Source organism: Schaalia vaccimaxillae DSM 15804, assembly GCF_000420425.1.
GTDB classification, from domain to species: domain Bacteria; phylum Actinomycetota; class Actinomycetes; order Actinomycetales; family Actinomycetaceae; genus Pauljensenia; species Pauljensenia vaccimaxillae.
In genome coordinates this window covers 113,535-128,689 of sequence record NZ_ATUX01000010.1, presented here as the reverse complement: position 1 = coordinate 128,689, position 15,155 = coordinate 113,535, and the positions used below count along the sequence as shown (strand labels likewise).

Below are 15,155 nucleotides of genomic sequence, written 5' to 3'. Positions count from 1 at the left end.
AGAATGCTTATCGGCCCCGGGCGCGCCGCAGTGTCCTGTAGGCACCAACCCACCAGCAGACCACACCAGCCACCAGCGGCACCGCCCACCAATCCACAAACCGCGCTACCGCACCTGAAGGATCAGTTGCAGTCACATACGCACCCACCGGCATGACAACCACCGCAGCGATTTCAACGATCCCGCCGATCAACGTCAGCGGATGAGACGTGAACGCCTCCTTCAGCACAGTGTCCGAATAAGCCCCCAGAATCTGGCGAATACGGCGCCGCTCCCACACTGCCCAACACGCCAGCAGCAGCACAATCGCACCCACCGCGCCTAGCACCACGGCGGCTTCCCCGCGACTCATCGGCCCAATCAGCCGCAAACAGATCGCGGCAACACCGGCTACACCCACGGACGCGCGCTGCAGTATCTGCCCAATCATCATGCGGTGGGCCGCCGTGCGTGTCGGGTCTTGCACCAGCAGATCCATCGACTGCTTCAGCCCCGCGCGAAACCCTTCCGCGTCGTAGGAAACATCGGCTAATAGTTCGCGCGCCGTCTCATCTGAGGGATCCAGGGCCAGCGCCTGCTGATAGTGGCGAGCGGCTTCCCGCGGCTTGGTGTCATGCAACGCCCGCCCCATCGCGGCGTGAGCGCGCGCATCTTGAGGCACCAATTCCAGCGCACGGGCGGCCGCTTGCACTGCTAGTTTTGTTTGGTTTTTCTGCGCATATGCGAAGGCCAGGCTGATGAAGATCGAGGCCGGGGCTGCACCTGTGGCCACGGCGCGCTCATAAGTTTCGATTGCTTCGGCAGTGCGCCCGCCGGCGTCCTGCGCAGCGCCCAACGTTTGCAGAACATCACAGTTGTCAGGGGTAAAGGCCAGGGCTGCGCGAGCAGATTCTTCGGCGCGCGCGAAATCGCGGGCTTGCATGTGGGCGGCGGCAGACAGCATGTGGGCACGCCACCGGGTTTCGGTGCCGTTGTCGCGGGCCAGATTTTCGAGGATGGCCAGCACTTGCCCGGGCTGTTCGGCCCGCAAAAGGGCTACAGCCTGGGCAAATATCTGTTCATTGGTCACGAGAGAACTGTTTTCTTCAAAGGCTTGAGACGCATTGCAATAAAAGTAATCGCAATCCACAGCACAGGCGTGGCATAGTTCAGGATCAAACCGAGGAACGGAATCGCAGAAATGTGCTCGTAGCTGTCGATCAGCCGATAACCGGCATCCACAGAGGTCAGAACAACACCAATAATGGACATCCACGTCACTTGATTCAGTTGCCGCATACCGACCACCTGAACATCCGCCAACGGCATGGACATTCTGTGACGCGCAATCAGATACATCACCAAGCAGATGATCGCCGTGACGCAACTAATCCGCGTAGAAAAAATCAAGACATTAATCAACACAGAGGTGACGTCCCAGTAGTTAACCAGGCTTGCCCCAAATGCAAAGAGGGAAAAACCGATAACAACACCGATCACCTGCAACACCGCAGTGACAACAGCGAATATGCGGCCCCACTTCAGTGTTGAATAGATACGCAACGGAGTTTCAACCATCAGAATCGGATTTTCTTGACCCTCCTCCGACCCAGATACGGGGACATAATCCTGGGGAAGTTGACGCATCGCGGCGATGAATCCGACGATAACTGCGCTAACAGAACCGACGAGCAGCACCAGAAAAGCAGGGATCAGTAGGACTTCCGAATTGGCTGCCATCGAAAGATAAATGCCCACAGCTCCAATAACTGCCGACGCTAACTGCACGCCTGCAGCCCAGGTCAACATCCTGCTTTTTGACCGGATCAGCAGAAATGGGGCATCGTCACCATTTTCAGTGAACTGGTTTACCTCCGATTGCGACAGCGCACTCCACACTGATGAGAATCCGGGGGCCAGCACAGTGCGCGCTGCCTGCAACTCCACCAGGAAGATGATCAGGGCGGGAACTAACAGAATGAACGGAGCAGGCAGAAGCACAACGAAGATCAAAACCATTCCAGCTGCTGCGGCATCCATTCCGTCCGCTCCGACAGCCATCGCGTACATGACGGCGACCCACACCAGGTACAACGCAACGCAGATATTGATACCCACGTGGATTCTCATCGCACGCTGAATGGGGTGCCGATGCATCTGGTACACCGTCATCGTTTTCTCCCTACCTATTCGCCCGTCTTCAACGGACTCAGCGGCCCACGTGAAACGGCGCCCGCCCCATCGTACGGGCGGAGGCCTCGAATATCCGAAAACAGGGTCCCCCCTTCCCTATCCAGACGGAGGTTATCCCCGATAGTCTGGTCTCCTCACCCACGACACGTTCATCGCGGATCTTGGAGGACTGATGATTAACACGGATCAGCTGACCACAAACGCTACGCGCGCCCTGGAGACCTTCAAGAATCTGTCGACGCAAAGGCCTCGTGCATTGCGCGCCGCGGCAGTCAACACAGCCGCAGTACTCACCTGGTACGCCATGCCCGACGTCATCCGATCGCGAGGTCTGCGTACCTTCTTCAAAGCGGGGCTCGTGGGTGCCATCGGCTGGGCCATTGCCAACCAATTCGAAGAAACAGAGTCGTACCGCGAGGTCCAGGCCCTACTCGCCGAACATGATTGCCCGCAGGCAGATGACACGGGTTTTGCTCCAGGTTCTGAGCCGGTTTCTCCGCAGGAGGATCCTCTCGAGGGCGTGACCGAGGCCGATCCGAAAGAATTGGCGATTTTGGGTGCGGTCGCCTCGGCTGCAGTCATCGCAACCGTCTCCGCAGAGAAGGCAATTTTCCGGCGTGGGGAGCGTCGCCGCCACGCGGGCGCTCGTTTTGCCCATCTGCGCCAGGGGCTTGTGCTGGCCGGTATCACGGCGGTCTTGGAAGCGTCGATGCTGCTCCTCGAGAAGGACGAGGCCGACGCCCCCTGTCCGGACACAGATTCGCAGGCGACCGACGCTGTGCGCGCAGATTCGGCGCAGCTGTGAAAACTACGGGTGCTCACGGGTCCCAGTCCAGGCAACCATCAGCTGGGAGGATCGCTAAGAGAACTGCCGTCGCTGCACTGACTAGCCTCGCCCTCGTCCTTTCTGCGTGTCTGGAGATTCACGCGATGTGACTCGCACTGCTGGGGATTTGCTCAAGGAGTCGGGCATTGTCGACACCATCCACTTGCGCGCCGAGGCGAATGTCAAGCAGGGACAGTTTATCTTCGGCGAAGCTACGCTCTTTCCCGACATTGAACCCGAGCGGATCATCAATACCCTGACGCAGGTTGATGATGCTCTGGACGAACGTTTCGATTTCGATCCTGATTCGAGCGCAGCCACACAGGTGCCGCTTAACCTGACATGGACCTGGCAGGGGGTTGAACTGTCGATGTCGTATGCGCTGAACGCGGACGAAGACGAGAGTATGACCGCCAGCAAGGAGGAGCAGACTCGCCAGCTCGTCACTGCGTTGAAGCAGACGCATGCGCTCATGCCGCGCGGTAAATCGGTCAGGCTTGGCAAAGATTCTATTCATATTGATTTTGGCAGTGCTGATAGCTTGCCGGCCGATCTCATAAGCCAGTTACCACCCGATGCGACTATTACCGTTTACCAGGATCTCATTTTGCGAGGATGGGAGGTTACCGCATCTCCCTCGACGTCAACGGTGCTTCCTACGGAGGCGATTGATACATTCACTCAGAGGGTTTCGGCGGACTCGCTGGCCGATGAATATCCCTTCCTTGGTGTATCAGCAACGAGTATCCTGCCCGAGGATGAGGATGGTTACGACGTGCGCATTTCTGGCTTAGTGTCCGCTGGGAATACCAAACTTTCCACGGCTTTAGCCTCTACAACCTTCGAAATTTTCCCTCCCTGTACGTGGAGAAAATTGGACTTGACACCAGCGGAGGCTCGACAGAGGAAGGCCTCTTACAGGTGCGCGGACGGAAAAGTCGCCGTCTCTGACACGGCATCACAAGCGGACCAAGACTTTGCGCGAGAACTGCTTGACGAGGTCGGAGTCGGCTAGGAATTTAGGCGCGGCCGGTGCTCAGCAGAGCCGATTGACCGCCGCTACGCGGCGGCGTCCTCGTCCCTCTGTCCGAAGCCTGGAGGGAGCGGGTAGGCTTGTCGTCAATCCGCCTGTCGGCGGCTACTACTTTTCAGGAGGACGCGTTGAGCATCGAGCCAGTCTTCGAGGCCATCAACTGGAACAAGATCGAGGACGATAAGGACCTCGAGGTCTGGGATCGCCTGACCGGTAATTTCTGGCTCCCTGAAAAGATTCCGCTGTCGAATGACATTCCTTCGTGGAAGACGTTGACCGATGAAGAAAAGGTCATGACGAATCGCGTCTTCACTGGCCTGACTCTGTTGGATACCTTGCAGGGCACAGTGGGTGCTGTGTCGCTGTTGCCGGATGCTCGCACTCCTCACGAGGAGGCGGTGTTGACCAATATTGCGTTCATGGAGTCGGTGCACGCTAAGTCATACTCGTCGATCTTTTCGACGCTGCTGTCAACGGAGGAGATTAACGAGTCTTTCCGTTGGTCGCGTGAGAATCCGAACCTTCAGAAGAAGGCGGAGATTATTAAGGGCTATTACGACGGGAAGGACGCGGAGAAGCGCAAGGTTGCTTCGACGATGCTGGAGTCTTTCCTATTCTACTCGGGCTTTTATGCGCCGATGTATTGGTCGAGCCATGCGAAGCTGACGAACACTGCAGACCTGATTCGTTTGATCATTCGTGACGAGGCGGTGCACGGCTATTACATCGGTTATAAGTACCAGCTGGCTGTCGCTGAATCGTCGGCTGAGCGCCAAGATGAGTTGCGCGATTACACCTATTCGCTGCTGTACGAGCTTTACGAGAATGAGGAGCAGTACACCGAGGATCTCTACGATCCGCTGGGGCTGACTGAGGATGTCAAGAAGTTCTTGCGGTATAACGCGAATAAGGCGTTGATGAATCTGGGTTATGACGCGCTGTTCCCCGGGGATGAGACAAATGTGAATCCGGCGATTTTGGCGGCCCTTTCGCCCAATGCTGACGAGAATCACGACTTCTTCTCGGGTTCGGGATCCTCCTACGTCATTGGCGAGATTGTCGACACCGAGGACGAGGACTGGGACTTCTAACCAACCCCTCACCTGCCTACCTCCAGCCTTCCCATCTTCGTCGAGAGCAGACCTTATGGTCGTTTTTGGGCCACAAAACGGCTAATTTTGCGCATAAGGTCTGCTCTCGGCGGAGCGAGTAGTGAAGTGATTGCTCGGTCTCAATCACCGGTTAGACCATACTGAGAATCCCTCGATGTCACCTTGACGGTTAGACTGTCCCTGATCGGGTGTGCCTTCAACGGCAGCCCACCAGGAACCAAGGAGACAATATGAGCATCTTCGACCGCTTCGAGAATGCCGTCGAGCGTGGCGTCAACGGCGCCTTCTCACGCGTATTCCGGTCGGGGATCAAACCCGTAGATGTCACATCTGCAATCCGTCGCTCTATGGAAGATTCCGTTCGAGAAGTCTCCGCGGATCGTGTCATTGCTGCAAACCACTTCACTGTCCACGCCTCCAAAGCTGACCTGGACGCACTCGACGCAGACCTGGCCATCCTCTCCGACGAATTTAGCCAGCAAGCCACCGAACACGCCGCATCCCACGGTTACGCGCTGCTTGGCCCTATCAGTGTGGACTTCATTGAAGACACCGACGAAATGACCGGAACCCTGCGCGTTGAAGCCACCAATAAGCGAGGCGCAGCAGCACCAGCCACCGCTTCATCAGCCTCCCCAGAGCATCCCATCGTCGACGTCGACGGCGAAAAGTGGTTGCTCACCGAACCCGTTACTGTCATTGGTCGAGGCTCAGAAGCCGACATTGTTGTGGCCGACTCTGGCGTCTCACGCCGCCACCTCGAAATCCGCATCACCCCGACCGGCGTGATTGCCACAGACTTGGGCTCCACCAATGGCACCTTCGTCGAAGGCCACAAGATTGACGCAGCAACCCTGCTTGATGGCAACCAAATCGTCATTGGCCGAACCAGGATCCTTTTCTGGACCCATCCAGATGACAGCGAGGCCCGATGACTTCTGATCTCGCCTTCACCCTCTTCAGGATCGGCTTCCTGGTCCTGCTGTGGTTGCTCGTCCTGGGGGCTGTTAACACGCTTCGCCGCGATATTTTCGGCACCGTTGTCACCCCCAGGGGTAAAGGGCGCCGCGACGCCGACGAACGCCGCCGCGAGAACCGACGTGACCGCAAAGCCGCTAAGAGCAAGGGCACAACCGTTGATGCTCCGCACAATCTGCTGCTGACCGGCGGCCCTCTCGTGGGAACAGTGTTGCCGCTCGGGTCAGCTCCCGTCCTCATTGGGCGCTCCCCCGCATGCACCCTCGTTCTCGAAGACGAGTACGCCTCCAGCCGCCATGCCGCTCTCACCCCCCAGCCTGACGGTTGGTGGATTGAAGACTTGTCGTCTCGCAACGGAACCTATGTTGATGACGAGCGACTCCTAGAGCCTCGACTCCTCAAGGCGGGTGACGTCATCCGAATCGGCCAGACCACCCTCGAATTGGTGAAATGATATGGCCGAACCCGCAGAGTTCCACTCAGCCGCGCGCTCCGACGTCGGCCTGGTCCGCTCTAACAACCAGGACTCAGGCTACGCCGGAGCAAACCTGCTTGTCCTCGCGGACGGAATGGGAGGACCTGCCGGCGGAGACATCGCATCCTCAGTGGCTTTAGCCCACCTGGTGCCACTGGATACGGATTCCCACCCTGCCGACTCGATGCTGCCTCTGCTGCGCAAAGCCCTCATGGACGCTCACGACGAATTGTCAGATCGTTCCTCGCGCGACCGCGACTTGGAGGGGCTGGGAACCACCTGCATTGCCATCATGCGATCCGGTAACCGCCTGGCCATGGTTCATATCGGCGATTCACGCGCCTACATGTTGCGCGGCGAAACCCTGACCCAGGTGACCACCGACCATTCTTACGTCCAGTTCCTGGTCGATACTGGCCAGATCACGCAGGAAGAAGCCGAGCACCACCCCAATCGCAATGTGGTTTTGAAGATCCTGGGGGATTCTGAGGCTGACGTTGCTCCCGATGAGACGATCCGCGAGGCCGTGATCGGCGACCGTTGGCTCCTGTGTTCCGACGGACTTTCGGGCGTGGTGTCGCCCGAGACCATTGGCCAGATGATGGCAACCATTGAGGATCCGGGCGAGTGCGCCGAAGAATTGATCCGCTTGGCGCTGCTTGCTGGCGGTCCCGACAACATCACCTGCGTCGTGTCCGACATCGTTCCGTCCGGTTCTTTCCCGCCCGTACCTCCGCAGATTGTCGGCGCAGCGGCGATTGACCGTAATGCGGCGTCACGCGGTGGCGAGGGCGCTGCGGCGAAGGCAGCTGCGTTGAGTAAGAAGCGTCCTTCTGTTGATCTTGATGACGAGGACGAGGATGCGCGCCCGCCTCGCACTCGATGGTGGACTCCTGTCTTTATGCTGCTCGTAGCGGCTTTCCTTGTGGGTGCGGGCTGGCTGTCCTGGGCATGGAGCCAAACGCAGTTCTACGTCTTAGGTAAAGACGGTTATGTGGTGATTTATCAGGGGATTCCTCAAACTTTGGGCCCGTGGGAACTTTCCCATGCGGTGGAGGTCACGGACGTGGCCTTGGCTGATTTAACGCAAGTTGATCGCCAGCGCCTGACCGAACCGGTGGTGCGTTCTTCGCGAGAAGATGTGGACGCCTACGTTAACCAGTTGCGCGACGACATCGCCGATCAACACAACGGCGAGGCTCGCGACGAGGGCGCCCAGTCGGGTGCTCAATCGGGGGGCGGATCAAGTTCCCAATCGGGAGCGCAGTCAGCAAGCGAGTCCTCTTCGGAGGCGAATGGTTCAACGAGCAACGATGGGGGGAACGGCTAATGGCAACGGTTTCTATTGCTCCTGCGCGGCCTCGTCGATTGGTCGAAATGTTCCTGCTGTTCCTGGCTCTCACAGTGGGCGTGAGCGCCTACGTGTTGACTTCGATCAACCGGACGGGAGAACCGCCCGCTAACCTCGCCTTGCATATCCTGATCTTGGCTGGCCTCGCCATTGTTGCCGAGGTGGGAATCCACTTCCTAGCTCCCTTCGCTGACCCTGTGATTCTGCCGATCGCCGTGGCTTTAACTGGCTTAGGGCTGGCCATGATTTATCGGCTCGACCAGTCCTACAAGGCGCTGGGCCTGGATCACCAGGTCGTAGGAATGCGTCAGTTGCTTTTCGTAGGCATTGCGATTGTGTTGGCAGCGGTGATGCTTTTCTTGCTGCGCGACCACAAATTACTGCGCCGCTACACCTACACCTTCGGTTTTATCTCCCTCATCTTGTTGCTCCTACCGATGGTGCCCGGGCTGGGATACGAAACGATGGGTGCGCGCGTGTGGATCCGCGTAGGCGGAATGAGCTTCCAACCCGGTGAACTCGTCAAAATCACTTTGGCTATTTTCTTCGCCGGTTACCTGGTGACCAACCGTGACAACCTGGCCATTGGCGGCAAGAAGATCCTGGGGTTGCGACTACCTCGCGCCAGGGATCTTGGGCCGATCCTCGTGACCTGGCTGATCGGCATTTTGATCCTCGTCATGCAGCGCGATTTGGGAAGCTCTCTTCTCTTCTTTGGTCTCTTCGTTGCCACACTCTATGTGGCAACAAACCGAGTGTCGTGGCTGCTCATTGGCTTCATCATGTTCGTGCCAGCGGTACTCGTCGCCGTCAAAGCGTTCCCACATGTGGCGCGCCGATTCACCGTATGGCTCAACGCTTTGGATCCCCAGGTCTACGACGCTACGGGCGGTTCCTACCAGGTTGTTCAAGGCCTCTTCGGTCAAGCATCCGGTGGCCTCATGGGAACGGGTTGGGGCCGAGGTTATCCACAGCTTGTCCCTTTGGCAAACTCTGACTTCATCCTGTCGTCTTTGGCTGAGGAACTCGGTCTAGTCGGTATGGCGGCCATCCTCGTTCTGTATTTGATCCTCATTCAGAGAGGATTACGCGCCGCCCTGTCAGTGCGTGATGGCTTTGGCAAACTCCTGGCCACCGGCTTGAGTTTCTCTCTGGCCATCCAGCTTTTCGTCGTACTCGGTGGCATCACTCGTCTCATCCCGCTCACCGGCCTGACCGCTCCCTTCCTAGCGGCCGGCGGTTCATCTATGGTGTCGTCCTGGCTGACCATCGCCCTGCTGATCCGCGTCTCTGATGCGGCCCGCCGTCCCGCAGCCACGCCTGCGCCGTGGAACTCTGGGGTCCATGAGCCTGTCGTGACGGGAGGCGCCTCGTGAACAAGCAGATCCGTAAGCTCTTCATCCTCGTCCTCGTCATGTTCACCCTCCTGGGGCTTGGGCTGACAAATACCCAGTTCATCCAGGCGCCCTCGCTCAACGCTGATTCGCGTAACGAGAGAACGATTCTGCACGCGGCCGAAACCGACCGAGGACCGATCATCGTTGAAGGCACTGCCATCGCCTCGTCAACGAAGATCGAGGGATCTCAGCGTTACCAGCGTTCATATTCCGCAGGTCCCCTGTACGCCACCGTCACCGGGTATTTTTCGTCTGCAGTGTGGCAATCCACCGGTTTGGAAGCTGCTGCAGAAACCACTCTGGACGGCGAATCCCAGGCGCTCATTGGGCAGCGTCTACGCAATATCTTCACCGGCAAGAACCGCCAAGGTGGCGGCATCTTCCTCACATTGGACCCCGCCTTGCAGCAGGTCGCCGCCCAGCAGCTCGGCAATCGCAAGGGAGCGGTGGTCGCCCTCGACGCCAAAACCGGAGCGGTTCTGGCCATGTATTCCTCACCCAGCTACGACCCAAACTCTCTGGCAGTCTTCGATACCAACGCGGTCAATGAGTCTTACAAGGCGCTCTTAGCTGACCCGAATGAGCCGCTGACAAATCGGGCGATCGCCGGCAATCGTTACGCACCCGGATCCACCTTCAAGATCCTGACGACGATTGCCATGCTTGAGCAGGGTGTGGCCACACCCGACACAGAACTCGAGTCGCCCGTGTCGACGATGCTGCCCGGAACAGAAACGACCGTGTCGAATATTGAATCGAGTGAATGCGGCGACGGCACCCCCACGCTGACCGAAGCTTTTGCTCAGTCGTGCAATACAACTTTCGTGCTCGCTTCCCAGAAGCTCAGCCACGAGAATCTAGCCGATGTTGCGACGCGTTTCGGTTTCGGTAAGTCCCTCCAGATTCCACTGAAAGTCACCGAATCAGTGTTCCCTGACCAGACGGATCCCGCCCAGTTAGCGATGTCGTCAATCGGCCAGTACACGGTACAGGTCACTCCCCTGCAGATGGCTCAGGTTGCTCAGGCGATCGCTAACGACGGCACAATGATGACCCCGTATCTCATCGACGAGGTTGTCGACGCAGACCTGCAAGTCCAGTCCACGACGTCGCCGGCAAAGCTTGGAGAACCGGTAAGCGCCGAGGTTGCCAACCAGATTACTGAGATGATGAAAGCCGTCGTTTCTCAGCCCTACGGCACGGGAGCTTCGATGGCTCTCGACGGGGTGGCTGTTGCCGCTAAAACAGGCACCGCAGAAACTGGCGTAGATGGGCGCGCAAACGCATGGGCGGTTGGTTTTGCACCCGCTGACGATCCGACAATCGCCTTTGCTGTCATTGTCGAAGGCGACGAGTCTGATCCCACGCCTCACGGAGGTTCAACGGCAGGCCCCATCGCGAGGGCTCTTCTGGAGGCGAGCCTGTGGTGACGGATATGAAGAAAATGACGTCGGGGGTGGGCCGCTTGCTAGGCGGACGCTACACCCTCATTACTCCCATCGCTCAGGGCGGGATGGGCGAAGTGTGGAAGGCTCGCGACCGCGTTTCCGGACAGATCGTCGCAGCTAAGGTTTTGCGTCCCGAGTTATCCGGCGAGGCCCTGTCCTTGTCCCGACTGCGACTTGAAGCACGTAACTCGATGAGTGTGCAGCACCCCAACATCGCCAATGTTCAGGATTCTGGCGAGGACGATGGCCGCGGCTGGATCATCATGGAATTGGTGGAAGGCCGACCTTTGACGGACTATCTCAAGGGCGGCTCACGGATCGAACCGAGATACCTGGTGCCTCTGCTCATTCAGGTAGCGATGGCGTTGGGAGCGGCCGCCGGGGCGGGTGTGGTCCATCGTGACATTAAGCCTGCGAATATCTTGGTGCGCGGCGACGGCATGGTGAAGCTAACAGACTTTGGTATTTCTCGTGCTTCGAACCAGGTGTCCTTGACAGCTGACGGCATGGTCATGGGCACCGCTCAATATCTGCCCCCTGAGCAGGCGATGGGCGAGACCGCGACTTCGGCAGGTGACCTCTACGCCCTCGGAGTTATTGCTTACGAGGCTGCGGCTGGGCGTCGCCCCTTCACCGGTGACACTCAGGTCGATATTGCTTTTTCGCACGTCAATGACGCGGTTCCTCCGTTACCTGCTGACGTGCCCCAACCTCTAGCCGACGCGATTTTGCATCTGTTGGAAAAGGATCCGGCCAAGCGCCCTGAGTCCGGCACGGCTGCTGTGCGCGAATTTAATGCGGTGGCTAAGCAATTGCGTTTGCCCGTTCTCCCGCAACCTTTGCCTCTTCCCGAGGGCGTGGCGCCGACTCCGTCCCCAACGGCAGATCAACCGGTCGTGTCGTCAAAGGGCCAGTCGAGTGACTCCCCGCAGCCTCCGGTTGCATCCTCGGAATCTGGTACAGGCTCAGGCGCTGCTTCCACGCAGGAACCAGGCGCTGCTTCCACGCCAGCGCCAGACAATGCGGTCGCTGAGAGCCCCCGCGCTGCACTGGCCCGCAGGCTCCGCGAGCGCCAAGCAGCCCGCGAAGCAGCCGATCGCGAAGCTGTGGCGAAAGAGGCCGAGGCGCGGCAAGCCGCTGCCAAGGCAGCGGCCGAAAGTGAAGCAAGGTCTGCACGTCAAGTAGCCGCCGCACGTCAGGCGGCGGCTCAAGGTGAGGCTGCTGTGCGAACAAACATAGAAGCACCCACGGCAACAAAGAGTCCGACCCGCGCCAGTGCATCCCCTACGAGTACGGCGCGCGCCCGCACAACGCAAGGCATCACCCGGGCGGCTCGTCCTCGTTGGACACCCGTATCCGAGGCGCCCACGCAGCGTCGTAGCCCCTCACGCCCACCTGCGACCACGAAATACAACAGGTCTCAGGTTGCCCCTGCTGCGCCCAAGTACCAGCAGGCCTTGATTTGGATGATCGCCCTGGTGATCGTCGCCGTGGTCATTGGACTAACAGTCTTGATGATCGCCAATTTTTCCGGTTCACTCGGAACCAGTGCCCGAGGAATCCCCACCACCGAGGAGGTTTGGACATGGCAGAGTCCATGGCCCGCCGTCTAGCTGGCCGCTACGAAATCCGGTCGCTCATCGGCCGAGGAGGAATGGCAGAGGTCCACCTGGGCTTCGACGCCCGACTGTCCAGGATCGTCGCCATCAAGATGCTGCGAACCGACCTGGCTCAGGACTCCATTTTCCAGGCGCGCTTCCGGCGAGAAGCACAGTCGGCAGCCTCGTTGAACCACCCCAATATCGTGGCCGTGTACGACACGGGCGAAGAGATGACCACGGGCAGTGACGGCCGCGCAGTCTCGGTGCCCTACATCGTCATGGAGTACGTCGAGGGGCACACCGTTAAGGAGTTGATTTCCGACGGTACGCCGGTGCCCATCGACGAGGCCGTGGAGATCGTTTCCGGGGTCCTGTCGGCGATCCAGTATTCGCACGCTGCGAATCTGGTGCACCGCGACATTAAGCCCGGCAACATCATGTTGACCAATGACGGCAAGGTCAAGGTCATGGACTTCGGTATCGCCCGCGCGATGACTGATTCCCAAGCGACCATGACTCAGACGAACGCCGTGGTGGGCACGGCGCAGTATCTGTCACCGGAACAGGCTCGCGGTGAGCAGGTTGATGCGCGTTCTGACATCTACTCCACCGGCGTGGTCCTCTTCGAGCTACTCACTGGGCGTCCCCCGTTCACGGGTGATTCTGCGGTTGCGGTGGCCTACCAGCATGTTCAGCAGCTGCCGCCCGTTCCTTCGTCGGTCACGCCCGATATCCCTGAAGCCCTCGACCGGGTCGTCATGAAGGCGCTGGCTAAGGAACGTGAGAACCGGTATGCATCGGCCTCGACGATGCTCGCTGACCTCATGCGGGCGGCGCGCGGCGGCAACGTCAACGCCCCCGAAACTACCGTGTGGGCCTCGGCGAGTGGGCAGACGACTGCCACCATGCCGCTGGCTCGTACAACAACCGTGGCTTCGCCCTCGACCACTAATACTGCTGTCGATGAATACGAGGACGAGGAAGAGCCGCGCAAGAACCGCATCGGGATCATCATTGGCTTGGTGATTGCGGCCCTGGCCATCATCGGTTTGGTCTGGTGGGGTCTGTCCAACACGGAGCCCGAAAAGGAAACTGTGGCCGTGCCCGCAGGGCTAGTCGGCATGACGCAGGCGGAAGCTAAGAGCGCCATTGAAGGAGCTGGCCTCGTGTGGGCGGTGGCCGACGATCCAGTACCATCCGAGGATGTTGCCGAAGGCTCGGTGGCCAAGACTGATCCTGCTTCCGGAGCTACCGTCGAGGTCGGTTCAACTGTGACCGCATACCTGTCTTCTGGGCCCGAGTCGGTGGTGTTGCCAACCAACCTGGTCGGTATGTCGCCTGAGGAGGCAAAGAAAGCGGTCGAGGCGCTGGGCTTGGTGTGGGAGGTCGCCAGTGAAGAAGTGGCGTCAGAGGACGTTGAGAAGGGCAAGATCGCACAGATCAATCCTTCGGGTGGATCTAAGGTCAAGACCGGTTCAACCGTGACAGGTTACGTGTCATCGGGGTCCAACACGGTCCAGGTTCCTGACCTGTCGGGGATGACACAGGACCAAGCACGCGAGGCTTTGGCTGCAAAAGGGCTGAGCGTGGGAACCATTGACCTAGAGGACTCGGCTTCCGTGAAGGAAGGCCTGGTTATTTCAACAAATCCGGCGGTTGGTTCGGATGCTTCGAAGGGTGACGAGATTAGCCTGGTGGTCTCTACCGGTTTGGTCGCTGTCCCCGACTACGCGGGTCTATCTCAGGACCAGTATGTGACAGCTTTGTCCGAGGCAGGTCTGCGACCGGTGATGAATTCGGTGACTGACACGGCAACGAAGGGAGCCATTGTGTCGGTGGACCCGGGTGTGGGCACTCGCGTAGCACAGGGGTCCAATGTCAAGGTCAATATCTCGACAGGGCCCACCTCGCAGGAAACTCCAAAGCCTGATTCCGGTACTGATTCGGGCAATCAGAACTAGGCGTTTTCACACTGTGGGGGCCAGGATCCTGATGGATCCTGGCCCCCACAGTTTTAGCTGAAAGAGGTTAGCCAGCGCCCCTGTTTGCCGGTTTATGGTCAGAGCTGCGACCTGGCGGCGACAACGGGTTTGAGGTTGCGTGCACGGTCGGCGGCCTCGTCGTCACCGCAGACCGTCAACCAATTCGCGAACATTTTGTGACCGGACTCGGTCATCACGGATTCGGGGTGGAATTGGACGCCCTCGAGGGGCAGACTGCGGTGCCGCACTCCCATAATGATGCCGGAATCAGTTTGGGCCGTAACGTCAAGGCATTCGGGCATAGTTGATGGGTCGATCGCCAGGGAGTGGTAGCGAGTGACCGTCAGAGGCTGCGGGCATCCTGCGAAAACACCGGTTGCGTCATGAGTTATAACTGAGGTTTTGCCGTGCATGAGTTCTGGGGCGTGGCCAACAGTTGCGCCGAAGAGTTCACCAAGGGCTTGGTGGCCCAGGCACACACCGAGCATGGGGATGTTGTGGTCGGCGCAGTCCTGAATAGTTTGCAGGGAGGCGCCGGCGCTCTTGGGATCGCCAGGGCCAGGCGAAATGAGGACGCCGTCATAGGTATCGTCCTCGTACCAGAGGGGTTCAACAGCATCGTTGCGAACAACGTCCACGTGAGAGCCCAGGTGTCGCAGGTATCCCACGATCGTCCAGACGAAGGAGTCGTAGTTGTCGACGCACAGGATGCGTGTCATGAGGCCTCTTCCGGGTTATTAGGCATGATAGAAAATCATTTGGCTTGTGCCCTCAGTGAAT

13 protein-coding genes are annotated in these 15,155 nt (G+C 58.9%); 10 read left to right on the top strand and 3 right to left on the bottom strand.

Annotated elements, in window-relative coordinates; all coding sequences use genetic code 11:
- Positions 1–7 precede the first annotated feature (7 nt).
- Positions 8–1,069, bottom strand: a complete 1,062-nt coding sequence (locus G439_RS0109390) for a tetratricopeptide repeat protein (protein WP_022868929.1) — start codon at positions 1,067–1,069, stop codon at positions 8–10.
- Positions 1,066–2,019, bottom strand: coding sequence for a hypothetical protein (locus G439_RS0109385; RefSeq protein ID WP_131333615.1), 954 nt, complete (start codon positions 2,017–2,019; stop codon positions 1,066–1,068). Before G439_RS0109385 ends, G439_RS0109390 begins: the two co-directional genes overlap by 4 nt.
- A gap of 325 nt (positions 2,020–2,344) precedes the next feature.
- Here G439_RS0109385 and G439_RS11820 point away from each other — a divergent pair, with 325 nt between their 5' ends.
- The 10 genes from G439_RS11820 (at position 2,345) to pknB (ending at position 14,354) form a co-directional block, all read left to right on the top strand.
- Positions 2,345–2,977: a hypothetical protein gene (locus tag G439_RS11820; RefSeq protein WP_022868927.1), complete on the top strand. Its 633-nt coding sequence runs from the start codon at positions 2,345–2,347 to the stop codon at positions 2,975–2,977.
- Positions 2,978–3,104: 127 nt separating this feature from the next.
- Positions 3,105–4,013: a hypothetical protein gene (locus G439_RS0109375; RefSeq protein ID WP_022868926.1), complete on the top strand. Its 909-nt coding sequence runs from the start codon at positions 3,105–3,107 to the stop codon at positions 4,011–4,013.
- 146 nt (positions 4,014–4,159) lie between these two features.
- Complete coding sequence (nrdF, locus tag G439_RS0109370) at positions 4,160–5,122, top strand: class 1b ribonucleoside-diphosphate reductase subunit beta (RefSeq protein WP_022868925.1); 963 nt, start codon at positions 4,160–4,162, stop codon at positions 5,120–5,122.
- Positions 5,123–5,373: 251 nt separating this feature from the next.
- On the top strand, positions 5,374–6,078 hold the full coding sequence (locus G439_RS0109365) for an FhaA domain-containing protein (RefSeq protein WP_022868924.1): 705 nt from the start codon (positions 5,374–5,376) through the stop codon (positions 6,076–6,078).
- The gene (locus G439_RS0109360) at positions 6,075–6,575 is read left to right on the top strand and encodes an FHA domain-containing protein FhaB/FipA (RefSeq protein ID WP_022868923.1); all 501 of its coding nucleotides are present in this window, start codon (positions 6,075–6,077) and stop codon (positions 6,573–6,575) included. The genes G439_RS0109365 and G439_RS0109360 overlap by 4 nt, the downstream gene beginning before the upstream one ends.
- 1 nt (position 6,576) lies before the next feature.
- Complete coding sequence (locus G439_RS0109355) at positions 6,577–7,926, top strand: PP2C family protein-serine/threonine phosphatase (protein ID WP_022868922.1); 1,350 nt, start codon at positions 6,577–6,579, stop codon at positions 7,924–7,926.
- Positions 7,926–9,323: an FtsW/RodA/SpoVE family cell cycle protein gene (locus G439_RS0109350; RefSeq protein WP_022868921.1), complete on the top strand. Its 1,398-nt coding sequence runs from the start codon at positions 7,926–7,928 to the stop codon at positions 9,321–9,323. Before G439_RS0109355 ends, G439_RS0109350 begins: the two co-directional genes overlap by 1 nt.
- Entirely contained in the window at positions 9,320–10,774 is a 1,455-nt protein-coding gene (locus G439_RS0109345) for a peptidoglycan D,D-transpeptidase FtsI family protein (protein ID WP_022868920.1), read from the top strand. The genes G439_RS0109350 and G439_RS0109345 overlap by 4 nt, the downstream gene beginning before the upstream one ends.
- A gap of 14 nt (positions 10,775–10,788) precedes the next feature.
- Positions 10,789–12,405 carry a serine/threonine-protein kinase gene (locus G439_RS0109340; RefSeq protein ID WP_040434984.1) on the top strand — a complete coding sequence of 539 codons (1,617 nt, stop codon included), beginning with the start codon at positions 10,789–10,791 and terminating at the stop codon, positions 12,403–12,405.
- Positions 12,378–14,354 carry a Stk1 family PASTA domain-containing Ser/Thr kinase gene (pknB, locus tag G439_RS0109335; protein ID WP_022868918.1) on the top strand — a complete coding sequence of 659 codons (1,977 nt, stop codon included), beginning with the start codon at positions 12,378–12,380 and terminating at the stop codon, positions 14,352–14,354. The genes G439_RS0109340 and pknB overlap by 28 nt, the downstream gene beginning before the upstream one ends.
- A gap of 98 nt (positions 14,355–14,452) precedes the next feature.
- Here the strand turns inward: pknB and G439_RS0109330 are convergent, their stop codons facing one another.
- On the bottom strand, positions 14,453–15,094 hold the full coding sequence (locus G439_RS0109330) for an aminodeoxychorismate/anthranilate synthase component II (RefSeq protein WP_022868917.1): 642 nt from the start codon (positions 15,092–15,094) through the stop codon (positions 14,453–14,455).
- Between the last annotated feature and the right edge of the window lie 61 nt (positions 15,095–15,155).

Bases quoted from the DNA above. Each gene is read 5' to 3' on its own strand.
- G439_RS0109385 (WP_131333615.1), bottom strand. From the start codon at position 2,019: ATGGATGCCGCAGCAGCTGGAATGGTTTTGATCTTCGTTGTGCTTCTG.
- G439_RS11820 (WP_022868927.1), top strand. From the start codon at position 2,345: ATGATTAACACGGATCAGCTGACCACAAACGCTACGCGCGCCCTGGAG.
- G439_RS0109365 (WP_022868924.1), top strand. From the start codon at position 5,374: ATGAGCATCTTCGACCGCTTCGAGAATGCCGTCGAGCGTGGCGTCAAC.
- G439_RS0109360 (WP_022868923.1), top strand. From the start codon at position 6,075: ATGACTTCTGATCTCGCCTTCACCCTCTTCAGGATCGGCTTCCTGGTC.
- G439_RS0109355 (WP_022868922.1), top strand. From the start codon at position 6,577: ATGGCCGAACCCGCAGAGTTCCACTCAGCCGCGCGCTCCGACGTCGGC.
- G439_RS0109350 (WP_022868921.1), top strand. From the start codon at position 7,926: ATGGCAACGGTTTCTATTGCTCCTGCGCGGCCTCGTCGATTGGTCGAA.
- G439_RS0109340 (WP_040434984.1), top strand. From the start codon at position 10,789: ATGACGTCGGGGGTGGGCCGCTTGCTAGGCGGACGCTACACCCTCATT.
- pknB (WP_022868918.1), top strand. From the start codon at position 12,378: ATGGCAGAGTCCATGGCCCGCCGTCTAGCTGGCCGCTACGAAATCCGG.
- G439_RS0109330 (WP_022868917.1), bottom strand. From the start codon at position 15,094: ATGACACGCATCCTGTGCGTCGACAACTACGACTCCTTCGTCTGGACG.